This window comes from Shewanella intestini, from assembly GCF_018221465.1.
Classification (GTDB): domain Bacteria; phylum Pseudomonadota; class Gammaproteobacteria; order Enterobacterales; family Shewanellaceae; genus Shewanella; species Shewanella intestini.
Genome location: NZ_JAAIKR010000003.1, coordinates 34564 through 48774 on the forward strand (window position 1 = coordinate 34564; position 14211 = coordinate 48774).

At 42.6% G+C, this 14211-nt stretch carries 12 protein-coding genes; 3 read left to right on the forward strand and 9 right to left on the reverse strand.

The features are described 5' to 3' along the window. Positions 1–10: 10 nt before the first annotated feature. The 6 genes from G3R48_RS04825 to G3R48_RS04850 all read right to left on the reverse strand — a co-directional run bounded on the left by G3R48_RS04825 (position 11) and on the right by G3R48_RS04850 (position 7137). Positions 11–784, reverse strand: a complete 774-nt coding sequence (locus tag G3R48_RS04825; protein ID WP_153662658.1) for a DNA-binding protein — start codon at positions 782–784, stop codon at positions 11–13. Positions 785–794: 10 nt separating this feature from the next. Continuing rightward, a complete protein-coding gene (locus tag G3R48_RS04830; protein WP_153662656.1) occupies positions 795–1367 on the reverse strand; it encodes a core component of ECF transporter in 573 nt (190 codons plus the stop codon). Further along, positions 1364–2137, reverse strand: a complete 774-nt coding sequence (locus G3R48_RS04835) for an energy-coupling factor transporter transmembrane component T family protein (RefSeq protein WP_153662654.1) — start codon at positions 2135–2137, stop codon at positions 1364–1366. The genes G3R48_RS04830 and G3R48_RS04835 overlap by 4 nt, the downstream gene beginning before the upstream one ends. After that, positions 2127–3563 (reverse strand): ATP-binding cassette domain-containing protein, encoded by a 1437-nt coding sequence (locus G3R48_RS04840; protein WP_153662652.1) that lies wholly within the window; start codon positions 3561–3563, stop codon positions 2127–2129. Before G3R48_RS04840 ends, G3R48_RS04835 begins: the two co-directional genes overlap by 11 nt. 15 nt (positions 3564–3578) lie before the next feature. Next, the gene (locus tag G3R48_RS04845; protein ID WP_153662650.1) at positions 3579–6005 is read right to left on the reverse strand and encodes a TonB-dependent receptor; all 2427 of its coding nucleotides are present in this window, start codon (positions 6003–6005) and stop codon (positions 3579–3581) included. Positions 6006–6225: 220 nt separating this feature from the next. Then, positions 6226–7137, reverse strand: coding sequence for a helix-turn-helix transcriptional regulator (locus G3R48_RS04850; protein ID WP_153662648.1), 912 nt, complete (start codon positions 7135–7137; stop codon positions 6226–6228). Positions 7138–7358: 221 nt separating this feature from the next. On the opposite strand from G3R48_RS04850, the gene G3R48_RS04855 reads away from it, so the two are divergent. Next, complete coding sequence (locus G3R48_RS04855; protein ID WP_153662646.1) at positions 7359–8699, forward strand: sigma-54-dependent transcriptional regulator; 1341 nt, start codon at positions 7359–7361, stop codon at positions 8697–8699. A gap of 104 nt (positions 8700–8803) precedes the next feature. On the opposite strand, the gene dxs is transcribed toward G3R48_RS04855, so the two are convergent. The 3 genes from dxs to xseB are packed head-to-tail and all read right to left on the reverse strand — an operon-like array spanning position 8804 to position 11843. Then, the gene (gene dxs / locus G3R48_RS04860) at positions 8804–10678 is read right to left on the reverse strand and encodes a 1-deoxy-D-xylulose-5-phosphate synthase (RefSeq protein ID WP_153662644.1); all 1875 of its coding nucleotides are present in this window, start codon (positions 10676–10678) and stop codon (positions 8804–8806) included. A 19-nt stretch (positions 10679–10697) separates the two neighbouring features. Next, positions 10698–11591, reverse strand: a complete 894-nt coding sequence (ispA, locus tag G3R48_RS04865) for a (2E,6E)-farnesyl diphosphate synthase (RefSeq protein WP_212593222.1) — start codon at positions 11589–11591, stop codon at positions 10698–10700. Between the two features lie 18 nt (positions 11592–11609). Further along, positions 11610–11843 carry an exodeoxyribonuclease VII small subunit gene (gene xseB, locus G3R48_RS04870; RefSeq protein WP_212593223.1) on the reverse strand — a complete coding sequence of 78 codons (234 nt, stop codon included), beginning with the start codon at positions 11841–11843 and terminating at the stop codon, positions 11610–11612. 336 nt (positions 11844–12179) lie between these two features. On the opposite strand from xseB, the gene pomA reads away from it, so the two are divergent. Then, entirely contained in the window at positions 12180–12947 is a 768-nt protein-coding gene (pomA, locus tag G3R48_RS04875) for a flagellar motor protein PomA (RefSeq protein WP_212593224.1), read from the forward strand. A gap of 3 nt (positions 12948–12950) precedes the next feature. Continuing rightward, complete coding sequence (locus G3R48_RS04880; RefSeq protein ID WP_153662642.1) at positions 12951–13907, forward strand: flagellar motor protein MotB; 957 nt, start codon at positions 12951–12953, stop codon at positions 13905–13907. Positions 13908–14211 lie beyond the last annotated feature (304 nt).

Consider the following 14211-nt stretch of genomic DNA (forward strand, 5'->3'; position numbering starts at 1 on the left):
GTCTTACTCCTTAATAAGGCTTAAGTTGCTGACGAGTCGCATTGCACCAAATGCCGTTATCTTTACTGACCAACAAAGTAAACTGATGATTAATGTAAACGGCTTTAATTTTGCCAGTAAAGTTAATCACTTCATCGCTGTTGACTTGTTCTCCTGTCGTTGCAACCACGGCTTGTAATTGCGTTTGCTCAAGCACATCAGCAACCGTTAAGGTCGTGACGTCGCTATCACTTTCACCTTGGCTTACATTTTCCGACTTTAATGTTATTTGTCCTTTTACGCGTCCGTCATTGCCACTTAAACGTAATCCTAAACCGGCTAAAGCCCCAATCACACCTTGGCCTGTTCCGCCGTGCTCTGATAAATCAATGCCTAACTCAGTTGCCAGTGAGTACGCCTCGGGTTTGGTTAATACCTGTTTTTTAGCTTGTAGGCCAAATGTGATTAATTTTTCAATGTCATAATCGGTGCTTAAATCTAAAATAGCTAAGCCCGGATCAGACGCTGGGGCGCATTCTTTCATCAGGTGTTCAACACAGATTTGTTTTATGGCATCAAGGTTGATATCGCTACACAACCTAAAACACATTGCACTGTTATGAGATGTGTAAGGAATATCAGGGTGAACATATAACTGGTGACGAGTAACAAATTGCGTTGATGGCTTAAGTTCGCCATATTCACTTGCAAGTTCAAGCAATTGGCGGATTTCATCGGCAATTTCACCTGTCCCTTTAGTGCCTAAATCATCGGTGTCATCAATGCATATTAACCAATTCTTCATGTGTTAGATCCTAATCTTTATGGTTTTCAGGGGTTTGTGAGGGTTTGTTCATCACAGCGGGGGTGACTAAGTCATGTGCTTGTAATCGATTTAGCACAGACGGCACTAATAAGGCGGCAATTAACGCGAAAAAACCACCTTGGACGACTTCAAGACCAAATTTAGCCAGTGCAACTTGTAGTGTCATTCCTGCCAGTAAATGACCTATCCCACTTTTTAAGCCCCAAGCTATGCTGGCTGTGGCAGCCAAAATGAGGCTTTGCCAGCGAAAGGAAAATAAACCTGCAATAAATAACAGTGTTAAGTCCATGGCAAGTGCGGGTAAACCAAATTTGATGATCAACACCGGCCCACCTTTACCCACGCTGAGCATCATGGCCAATATGCCCGTCACTAACCCGCAGACGGTGATGCAACCTTTTTTACCGACAACGCCGTAGCAAATTAAATAAAAGAAGGTCATTAATAACATTGAATGACCGCTGAGACCGAGTTTTAAGCGCATCATGCTTTTGATGGCCACTAATAATGTGGCGCAAAAACCGATAAATAAGGCATCTTGTAAATTGAAGGACAGTTTCATTGTTGTTCTCTTGTCGATGTCGTTTTAGGTGACGTGGATTGATGAGTAAAAATCGGACTGATATCTTGGTTTTCTTTTGAGTTAGCGGGGTGATCAGCCGTGTTATTTACTGCGTTGATATGTGGTCCTTCATCTGGTGTATCTGGCCAGTGAGTGGGGGTCTTATTGTGACCAAAATGGCGTAACTGCGCAGCTTGTGCCATTTGTTTTGATAATTTAAGGAGCTCAATTAACATTGGCAGCAGGACACAATAGATTAGTTCACACCAGTTTTTGGGATTCCTGAGGGCTTTAGGGGTAATTCGTGCTCCGCGTAAACATTGAATGGTATAGATTTCCTTGGTTTCTTTGATGATATAAGGCAGCAACCCAATAGAAGCGGCAATCACAAATGACCATTGTGCTGGCAGCCACCAACAAAGCACTTCACCGAGTCTTTCTGGGCGTTGCGTATGAGACAACCACCATCCGGGTAAAATGGCTAAAAACACCCGTAAAACCACAATAAATCCATCAAATAAAGATGCTGAGCCGTGAATAAAGTAGTAAAACGGCAAGGTGACCAATAATTGCATGAGTCCCATTTTAATTAGAATAAATGTCTTTTGTTTTAAATACATCGCATGCAGCACTAAGGCGATATCGACAATAACTAACCCGAGTAGTGCTTTAGCGGGTAAGAAAAATGCGCAACTTGCAAGCACGATGCTGACAACTAGTGCTGCAAAACAATAATGCTTCGCTGACGTTTTAATGGATTTAATCTGCATAGGGGAACGCTTGTGCGTGCGTGTTTGTTGGCCGAGTTTGCTGCGTGAGTTGCCCGTGACTAATGTGCCAATGTTGTTGGTAGCTTAAAGACGGTATGACGCGATGACTGGCAATTAATATGCCACAGCCTTGTTGATTAAGCTCAATCAGTATCTTGATTAATTTCTTCATGTATTCATCATCTAGGCCTGCAAAAGGGTCATCTAATAATAAAAACGCTGGGTATGTGCAGGCAATGGATGCAAACGCAATGAGATGTTGCTGTCCATAAGATAACGTGTGCGGTGAGGCATGTTTTAAATGGCTCAGTTCAAGTTGTGCTAATACGGTGTCAGCTTGAGTTAGCGGTAATCCAAAGCGTTTTAAGCTAAATTGCAGCTCTGAAATGACGGTCGGTTCGAATAACTGTCGACTCGGGCGCTGCATTAAAAAACCAAGACGGTGTTTAAATATACCTAACTTCGGCCTTTGCCCAAAAAGCTCAATGGCAGCTAAATCTACGTCACTATTACCGCCGACTATGGCCGTTAATAAACTGCTTTTACCTGCACCGTTGGAGCCAGTGAGTAACACCATTTCTGTTGCTGATACGCTTAATGGGCGTGCACATTCAAAAAGTGGCTCTTGGGCTAGATAACCAAAATGGTGCGGGGCGATAGTCAGTAAAGGCGAATGAGACACCGTTTGTGGCGGCTTTACTGATGCATGCGCTGATGTTATTGATGCCGCTTGAGGCGGTAATGGTGCTTGATTAAATCCCTTGATTGATGCAGCTGGTGTTACTGGCTCTGGCGATGAATAGCTGATTAATTGTCCGCCAGTTAACTGCCAGTGAAAATCAATGAGTGGGTTAAATGCCTGCGGTTGATGTTCAATAATGATAAGACTCATCTTATCAGCCAGTAAGCTCACTAATAGAGCGCTTAACTCTGCAACGCCTTGATCATCAAGCTGAGCCCATGGTTCATCAAGGAGTAATAACTGCGGTGATAACACTAATTGCGCCGCTATCATTAAACGGTACTTTTGCCCTAATGACAGTTGCGAAATTGGGGTTGAAAAGGGCAGGTTAAGCCCAACCCGTGTTAAAGCTGTAGCGACTTTTTGTGGCATTTGTTGGGCAGGAACGGCAAGATTTTCTAAGCCAAAGGCGACTTCTGCCCCAATGGTTTGACGCAAAATTTGAATGTTAGGATCTTGCATCACCAGCCCAATTAACAATGATGGCGCGAGCTTAACTTCTCCATCGTAATTAAATGCTTGTGGCTGAGTTAACAACTTAAGAATGGTTGACTTCCCTGAGCCGGTTGGGCCATCAATACAATGGCACTCACCCTGATTGACCGTCAAATTTAGCTGGTTAAAAACCTTGCCTTGGCGGTCATTAAATTGAAAATCAATTTGGCTCAGAGAAGCTAGCTGCATGGGTTAATCTCTCACTTAAATATGAAAGTTTACGCCCACAAAAACTTGTCTACCGGCTTGAGGTAATGCCTCACTTTGGTAGTAGTTTTCATCCAATAGGTTGGTGGCTTTAATGTACACATCCAATTGGTCAGCAATAACAGGTTGAGTTAACTTCATATCCACTAAGGTGTAATCAGCAACAGATTGTTTCACGATTTGTTGATTACCTGCGACATGGTCTTGTGCATAGAAAACCTGATCCATGACACGTTCAACATTTAAATGCAGTGACGTGTCTGTTGGGAACAGGTAGTTAGCTTCAAATCTGACAATATTTTCAGGACTATATTGTAAGGTTTTAGCATTATTTGCCGCGTCTTTATCTTCAGTATTGAGATAGCTGTAAGTTAAGCGTAGTGACAAGTTATCAATGCTGTTATTTTGCAATTGCACATCTGCCCCTTTAAATGCGTAACGTCCCATATTTTGGTACATGCCATTTAAATCTTTAGCGATATAGTTTTTAGCGTCAGTGTAATAACCAGCCACATTTAATTGAGTATTTGTGGTTAATGTTTGCACTAAACCTAATTCAACATGTTTTGATTGCTCCGTTTTAAGGTCAGCATTGCCCGATGACAAAGTGTATAAGTTAGTCATTGATGGGAAACGTACTTTACGTGCGACACCAAAGTTAAACTTGGTTTGAGCAAGTGGTTGCCAGTAAGCAGAGGCTTGTGCGCTATAGTCAGTTTTAGATGCTTGTTTACGGTCTTGGTCGTGAACCGCTGCGCCTATTGTTACGCCGTAATCATCGCCTTGGAATTGATATTCTGCAGCAGCGGTATATAACCATGCTGAAGCATTAAATGGCTCGCTGCTATGACCTGAGCCATTGCCTCCGCCGTGTCCACTGCCATTTCCGCCGCCGTGTCCATTGCCGCCGCCGTTACCGCTATGGTGGGTTGGATTGTGTTGTGAGCTAGGTTGCGTTTGTGTTGTGCTGGCACTGGTGCTTGAATGTCCGCCGCCATTACCTGAGCCATTGCCGCCGCCATGACCACTATGGGTGTGAGTTGTGGTGCTTGGGGTCAGTGTTTGCATTGGTGTGCTAGTGCTACCATTGTGACCTGAACCGTTTCCGCCGCCATTACCACTATGGGTGTGAGTTGTGATGCTTGGGGTCAGTGTTTGCATGGGGGTGCTGGTGTTTGTGCTACCCGTGTGACCGGAACCATTTCCGCCGCCATGACCAGAGCCGTTGCCGCCGCCATGTCCGCCACCTGTGCCTGAGCCATTGCCTTGTGCGACATCATAGCCAAATGAAGGATAATCAGCTGCAGATGCAATTGACGCTACGGCCACGGTGTTAGATTGCCATTGTTGTTTTTCAGCAATCACTGCTGTGGTTAATACACCCGCTGAACCAAAGTCAGAGATAAACTGAACATTGGCACCTTGCATAGTAGAGCGGCCGCGTTGTTGTGCATCAACTATGTTGTAAGTTTCATCTTGGTATGTTGAATCTAACATGTCACTTTCGTTGACATAACCGAAACCACGTAAAGTAAACATGTCATTGAAACTATGAGCAAAACCTAACTGAGCGGTTGTAGAGCTGAAATCATCAACACGTTCAAATTTCACATTGCCTGAGCTAGTGCCGTCGCGTCCAGGTTTACCCCATTCGCCAGTTTTATAGCTGAAATTGGCAAATAATTTAGTGTCATCATTAAGGGTATAGCTACCTTGGCCGTAGAGGTTATCTAATACGCGGTCGGTATTTTCGCGGGTATCACCTTGTTGATGCGCTGTATCTTGGTAGTCAGATGACATTGCCCAGCCGTCAGTATGCTGTCTCGAGTAGTTAAGCAGTCCTTGCCACTTCTCACCGCCGCCAGCAACATTAATGCTGCCGTTATATGTCTGGTTTTCTGCCATTTCCATATTGCCTGAAACGGTCGGTTCTTTGTTACCGTCTTTGGTGATGATGTTGATAACCCCACCCGCGCCGCCAGTGCCATAAAGGACAGATGCTGGGCCAACGGTGACATTCACAGAGGCAATTTGTGAGGTAGGAATTAAGCTTGGGTCAAATTGCCCGTCTTCAGCTTCGTTAGCAGGTACACCATTGATGAGATAAATAATATGTCTTGATTTGAAACCGCGAATATCAATCCGTGGTGTGCCTTTGCCACCCATTCGAACATAAATACCAGGGATATATTTTAAAACCTGATCTAAACGTTGTGCTCCAGTTGCTTGAATTTGCTCATCATTCATTGTCCACTGCGTGTTAGCAGACTCGGTAACTGGCGTGCGCTCACCATGTACCACAATGACTTCTGCTACATTTAACTTGGAGGTATCTTTTTCTGCTGCTTGCACTGCAGATTGGTAACTTAAGCTGATAGCCAGTGCTAGCGTCGACACTTTTACGGTATTGATAACGGTTTTCATAAAATAGGGATTCTTATTTACGATATGTAGATCGCTATTTTAAGATTAGGAATTGATGATTCAATGTTTGTTGTCAGTAAAAGTAACCTAGGTCTACTAATTTAAACAATGGAGGTGGCTATGGTATACCGTGTGCGACAATATGTCTGTTGAGTCTAAAAGGGGGGACAAAAGGTGACACTGGGTCGTCTCACCTTATTAAATCAACCAATGAGTCATCTTATTCTGTACTACCACTCCACAATAAAGTACCGCATTGGCTTAAATCATAACCTTGAAGGGTTTTGGCTAATTGTTGTGTTTGAGGCTGGTTCAGTAAGGTAAAGAGTTGCTGTAATTGGCGTCTAAAATAAATACCTTGGGGCATGACAAAGTCAAATGACTCGGTCATTAATGGAATAAAGCTTAATCCACACTCCATGGCGACGGATTGACAACCAAAGCCAATATCTGCGTCGCGCCTTGCAATGTAACCGGCTAATTCACGCTCGCTTTGGGCGGTGATGTTCATATTAATTTGTTCAAGCTGGGTGTGTTGCTCTGCTAAAAAATGCTCAAGATGTAACTGACTGCCAGAGCCTGCTTGGCGGCCAACCCAGCGCCATGATTGCTGAGTGATAAGGTTAACTGATTGACATAGTTGGTAAGTTTCTGGGCGCATCATTAACCCTTGGGCACGATTATAGCCTTTAACTAAGACCCAGTGCTGGTGGTTAGGAAATGATGTTAAAATGGCCAAATTTTTCTTTAATGGCTCATTGATACTACCTAAATGGATGGTGCATACGTCGGCATAGCCTTTTGATAACAGCTCTAAACCCAGCTTAGAGCCGGTCGCGCTATAACTGATCAGTTCATTATTACCCACTTGTGACATTAATCTTGCCACTAACATTGACAACAATGGGTCATCGCTGCCGGTAATGTGCATTCGATCTGACAACATACCGCTGTGACAAGAGTCCATTATCCATCTGTCGATAAGTATCTTTGGAAATAACCATTTGCCGGTTATCTTGGTGGCAGGAATAATCCGGTCATTGGCCATTGAGTAGATTTTTTTTTCATTTAAATCTAAGTATTCAGATACTTGCCTTGCACTCATGTACACCAAATTTTCAGCGTTATCCATTATGTGTCCTATATGATGTGCTATGTGGAGAGACGTTAACTGATGATAGCAAAATGGCGGTAATTTAGGGCTTAGATATTTGCTGTACAAATGAAAAAATATTAATCTTTATCAATAATTACACCTTTATGGATTAATTATGACACCTTGAGTGTTAATATTAAATCCATACCGACATAATGTCCCATCTTCGTAAAGGTGGAATTAATGAAATATCACCTATGAAATCAGTTTCGAAGTTTTTTTCAGCGTTGATCGTCGATCATGACGTCCATATGCGTGAATATCTTATTCAATCCTTGTCTAAACAGTTTGTTTTGCTTGAAGCGGTTGCCACCATTGAAGAAGCAGAACAATTACGTCAACGGTGTCACTTCGATGTCATCATTATGGAAGTTAATTTACCTCAACGTTCAGGTTTAGATTGGACAGAAGTGTTTGAAGGGGCAGTGCCGCGCGCTGATATTATTTACCTCTCAAGTCAGCACAATATCCAACAAAGTATCAAAGCATTACAGCTTGGCGCTGCTGACTTTATTTTAAAACCGTTTACGCTTGATGTGTTGAACACATCCATTGAGCGCTGCTTGAGCAAACGCATCGTTAGGCGTCAACATTTAACTTTAAATGAAACCATTACCTATGACCAACCCAGTGTGATTACGGGTCAAAGCCATGCGATTAAATCAATTCAGCGGCTACTTGAACAAGTCGCCCCAACCCAAGTGTCGACCCTAATTGAAGGCGAGTCCGGTACAGGTAAAGAACTTGTCGCAAAACAATTGCATGTATTAAGTGGACGCACGGGTGAGTTTGTGCCGATAAATTGTGGCTCAATTGCCGCACATTTATTGGAAAGCGAGCTGTTTGGTCACGAGATAGGCGCATTTGCCGGGGCTGAACATCGTAAAAAAGGCTTATTTGAAACAGCTCATAAAGGGACACTTTTTTTAGATGAAATTGGCGAGATGCCACTAAATATGCAATCTGCTTTATTAAAAGTACTTGAAGATCGAAAGATTAAGCCTGTGGGTTATGATGGTGAAATTGATGTTGATGTCAGAGTTGTCGCGGCGACAAACCGTAAGCTTGAAGATGACGTTGAGGCAGGTCAGTTCAGGTCTGATTTATATTACCTGCTGAATGTGATAAACATTACTTTGCCGCCACTACGAGAGCGGCCAGAAGATATAGTGGCACTCACTCACAGTTTTACTAATGAGATAGCACTTGAACTTGGATTAAATGACATTGTTTGGTCACATGGGGATTTAGAAGCATTAAAACAATATCATTGGCCGGGTAATATACGTGAACTACGTAATATTATTTCAAGGTGTATTTTACTGGGTAAGTTACCTGCCGATTACTGGCAGCTTAATACGCCTGCGCCTGAACCGGTTGTGGCTGGTTATCCGTTAGAATGGTCTGCCAAAGCAGTAGAAAAAGAACATATCTTAAAGGTGGTTGAGTCCGTTGGCGGTAATAAGTCTATTGCTGCTAAGCAATTAGGTCTGTCACGCAAAACCTTGGAACGAAAATATAAAGATTGGTTTGAATAATACATATGAAAAAGCCTTGGATTACCAAGGCTTTTTATTTTTTATCATATAACCATAAAATAACGTATTGATATTACGCGATAAATCGGCAGCTGATGTTCGAATTACAAAGCGATAAAATCACGTATTTGCTGCTCAATACCTTTGGCGTCAAGCTTCATATCCGCGGTTATTTCTTCTGGGCTACCGTGCTCAATAAATTCATCAGGTAGGCCAATTTGTAAAACGGGTTTGACAACTTTTTGCTGCATTAAGGTTTCGATGACGCCAGAGCCTGCACCGCCCATAATCGCATTGGCTTCAACCGTTACAATCATGTCATGGCTATTTGCTAGTTCAAGTAATAACTGCGTATCAAGCGGCTTAACAAAGCGCATATCTGCCACGCAAGCATCAAGTTCTTCAGCTGCAGTTAGCGCCGCTTCTAAGGTGGTACCAAAGTTAATGATAACGATTTTTTGTGCGTCGCTTTGACGTTTAATCAGCCCTTTACCAATAGGTAATTGGGTCATTTCTTCAACTTGGGCTTCACCTGTCGCGCTGCCACGAGGGTAACGCACTGCGCAAGGTCCGTCTTGATACATGTGGCCGGTATAAAGCATTTGGCGACATTCGTTTTCATCAGACGGCGCCATAATGACCATATTAGGAATACAGCGCATAAAGCTTAAATCAAACGCACCTTGATGAGTTGGGCCATCTGCGCCAACAATACCGCCACGGTCAATGGCAAATAACACTGGTAGACGTTGTAATGCCACATCGTGAATAAGTTGGTCATAACCACGTTGTAAAAAGGTAGAGTAAATCGCTACCACAGGGTGTAAGCCTTCGACAGCAAATCCGGCGCCCAATGTGACAGCGTGTTGTTCTGCAATCGCAGCATCAAAGTATTGCTTAGGGAATTTTTGTGAAAACTCAACCATGCCAGAACCTTCACGCATCGCAGGCGTAATGGCCATTAATTTGTCATCAGTTGCTGCCATGTCACAAAGCCATTTACCAAACACATTTGAAAAGGTGGGCAAGCCAGGTTTAGTGGCAGGTTTTTTAAATTGCGACGGGTCAAACTTAGGCACAGCATGCCAACCGATGGGGTCTTTTTCTGCCGGTTCATAACCACGACCTTTTTTAGTCATGATATGCAATACTTGTGGACCATTTAGGTTACGCATATTACGCAATGTTTCAACGAGCGCATCGACATCGTGGCCGTCAATTGGGCCGATATAGTTAAATCCTAGCTCTTCAAATAAAGTACCAGGAACAACCATACCTTTAAGGTGTTCTTCCGTGCGTTTAGCCATTTCTTTAATGACCGGCATATCTTTAAGCACACGTTTAGAGTTTTCACGAATGGTGGTGTAAAAACGTCCTGACATTAATTGCGCTAAATGGTTATTCAGTGCGCCGACATTTTCTGAAATTGACATTTCATTGTCATTTAACACCACTAGCATGTCATTGTGCAGATCGCCAGCGTGGTTCATGGCTTCAAAAACCATGCCGCCAGTCATTGCACCGTCGCCTATTACGCTGACAACTTTACGGTCTTTGCCTTCTTTTTCTGCGGCAACGGCCATCCCTAAAGCGGCGCTAATCGAGGTGCCTGAATGCCCCACACTGAAGGTGTCGTATTCACTTTCTTCGCGCCAAGGAAAAGGGTGTAAACCGTTCTTTTCGCGAATGGTGTGCATTTGGTCGCGACGACCCGTTAAAATTTTGTGCGGATAAGCTTGATGCCCAACATCCCAAACTAAACGATCAAACGGGGTGTTATAGACATAATGAAGCGCGACAGTCAGTTCGACAGTTCCAAGCCCTGAGGCAAAATGCCCACTTGATATGCCAACAGATTGTAATAAGAATTGACGTAGCTCATCAGACAGCTGTGGTAACTGACTTTGTGGAATGTTTTTTAATTCTTCCGGTGTATTAGCTTGTGCTAGCACAGGGTATTGAGAAATATCGAAACTCATAAGGAGATATTCTGCTCTTTTAAATTCTTCGCTCGATAATATATCGGGCAAATTTTTCAATTAACTGGCTATTGTAAGGCAAATTAGTCAGCGCTGATAGTGCATCTTCAATTAATTGGTTCGCACACTCAATAGCACCTTGTAAGCCCATTAATTTGGGGAAGGTACTTTTATTAGATTGTTCGTCACTGCCTTGTGGTTTACCAATTTCTTCAGTACTGGCGGTGATATCGAGTATGTCGTCTTGTACCTGGAATGCAAGTCCAAGTGCTTGACCGTATTGAGTTAATGCAACTTTTGTTTCATTGTTTGCTTGTGCTGCAATTAATGCAAGCTCAATAGCACAACTAATTAACGCGCCAGTTTTCTTATTATGTAACTCAGTCAGTCTTGCAAGTTCAATACGTTGGTCTGTCGCGCTAAGATCAATTGCTTGGCCGCCGCACATACCTTGGTATCCTGCCGCTTTAGCGAGTGCGGTTACCATTTGTAATTGCTGTGTTGCGCAAAGAGGGCTGCTTGGGTCGCTGATAGATTCAAACGCCAATGTTTGCAATGCATCACCAGCTAAAATGGCGGTAGCGTCATCAAACGCGACATGGACCGTGGGTTTACCGCGCCGAAGAGCGTCATCGTCCATCGCGGGTAAATCGTCATGGATAAGCGAATAAGCATGAATACATTCAATAGCAACAGCCGCTTGATCAAGTTTTTCTAGTGGCACGCCAAGCATTTCGCCCACACTGTAGACTAAAAAAGGACGAATACGTTTACCACCAATGAGTGCACCATGGCGCATGGCTGCTTTTAATTGTGTGGCAGAGTCATCAAGGGCATCAATTTTTTTTGCCAAAATAGCATCAACACGTTGTTGATAATTGGTTATCGACTCAAAAAGAGTAGGTGTGTTCACTAAACGTGTTATCCCTATTTATTGTGCGTCAGCGTCAAACGGGGCTAAAGTGTTGTTATCTTCAAGTAAGATCGACACTTTTTGTTGCGCTTGCTCTAATTTAGTTTGGCTGTGACGGACGAGTGTGATTCCGTGTTCAAACTGTTTCAATGCTTCATCAAGAGAAACATCGCCTTGTTCGAGGTTTTCAACAATTTGTTCAAGCTCTGAAATTGATTGTTCAAAACTGATATTTTCAGGTTTTTTGGACACAATGTTTTTCCCATTAATTTCGCGTGTGACAAGGTATATCAGCCTCGGGTTTTGGTCAAATTTAGTTGTTTTATTTTTGTACGAAGACACATATTGAATGCCAAGTTTTTAAATAATGCGTTAAATAACGTTAAACTTGGTAGCACAATGACCGATAAGTAATGGTAGTGTCAGTTTGATGGTTTAAACTGAGTACAACAATTAGTTGTCGATGCAACTGATATTTATGTCAAAATGCACTTGATACAATTGAGCATAGCCAATTGGATGACAAGCAGTTAAAACAAAGACTACAGACAAAACATTAAAACAACGAGCTCAGGTTGAGGAGATATTGTGGATTTAGCGACCCTAATTGGAATGATTGGTGCTTTTGCATTTGTTATTGGTGCAATGGTAACAAGTGGTGGTATCGCCATTTTTATCAATTTACCTTCAATATTAATTGTATTTATGGGTTCACTGTTTGTTGTGTTGATGAAATACACCGTTAAACAGTTTTTAAGCACGGCTAAAATTGGTCTTAAGTCCTTTGTATTTAAACTTGATAAACCTGAAGAATTGATTGAACAATCGGTTAATATGGCTGATGCGGCGCGTAAAGGTGGTTTTTTAGCCTTAGAAGAAGCGCAAATTACCAACAGTTTTATGCAAAAAGCGGTTGATATGCTGGTTGATGGTCATGATGGCGACGTGGTACGTAACGCGCTGGAAAAAGACATTGAACTGACTGAAGAACGTCATAAAACAGGCATTAGTATTTTTCGAGCTTTTGGCGATGTCGGTCCTGCAATGGGGATGATCGGTACATTAATCGGTTTAGTGGGCATGCTATCAAACATGGATGACCCTAAATCTATTGGTCCTTCAATGGCAGTGGCATTGCTTACAACGTTATACGGCTCTGTTATGGCGAACATGATTGCTTTGCCAATGGCGGATAAGCTTGAGTTACGAATGAAAGAAGAAATTTTAAATAGAAATTTAATTATGGATGCGGTTTTGGCGATTCAAGATGGTCAAAATCCACGCGTCATTGAAGGATTATTGAAGAACTATCTCCCTGAAAAATCGCGTTCAATTGATACGACCGATGGGGAATAGGTTATGGCTAAACCTAAGTGTGAATGTCCACCACCAGGCGCACCTGGTTGGTTAGCTACATTCTCTGATTTAATGTCATTGCTGATGTGCTTTTTTGTATTATTACTGTCATTTTCTGAAATGGACGTAATGAAATTCAAACAGATTGCCGGCTCGATGAAATATGCCTTCGGGGTACAAAATAAGGTTGAGGTTAAAGATATTCCTAAAGGAACGTCGGTGATTGCATTAGAGTTTAGGCCGGGAAGACCTGACCCAACTCCGATTGAAATTATCAATCAACAAACCAATGAAATGACTCAACAAACCATTGAGTATCAAGCGGGTGAAGATGCCAGTGCAGGTGGTGTACAAAAGCAATCAGGCGAGCAACGTGGTGGTAACGCTGCTGCCACGGCGCAGCAAGCGGCTGAAGCAGTGAAGAGTGACAGTTCCTCATCGCAAGATAAAATTAATGAACAAGTGAAAAAAATGGCCGAAAAGCTCGACAAAGAAATTGTCGATGGTGCGATTGAAATTGAGTCACTTGGGCAACAAATTATTATTAGAATACGCGAAAAAGGGTCATTTGCTTCTGGTTCTGGTTTCTTACAGCCACGTTTTAAGCCCATAGTACGTGCTATTGGCGAGTTGCTCAAAGATGTTCCGGGGATTGTCACGGTGTCAGGTCATACCGATGGGGCTCATATTCATAACGAGTTATATAGTTCTAATTGGGATTTATCGAGTAAGCGCGCGGTATCGGTTGCACAAGAGTTGATGAAAGTTAAAGGCTTTGATGAAACCCGCATGAAAGTGGTAGGTGAAGCATCAAATCATCCACTAGTGCCTGACAGCTCTAACTTTAACCGCGCCCGCAATCGCCGTGTTGAAATTGCGATTGAGCAAGGTAAAGCAAAAGAGTCAGATGAAATAACGGTTGAACAAAATAATCCTCAGCCAACCACCCCTTCTCAGTAACGTGGATGTTGTATTTAACAAAAAGCAGCCGTTGGCTGCTTTTTTTGTTTTCAGCGTTCAATGGTGCATTTTAATGATTCGATTAGCGGCGTCAATCTGCTTAAATTTGTTGTCACTATTGATATAGAAAGTCATATTTGTGTTGGTTAATAAATATCCATTATGGCTTTTATTTGGTTAGTGGCACATTTTTGATATAATCACGCGATTCTGGCTTGGTCAGGGCTTTTTCTAAGCGTACTTAGTGCAATTACAGCGGCAAATTGCAACGGGAGTCACCTTTTAAAAAGCCGATTAAGCATTG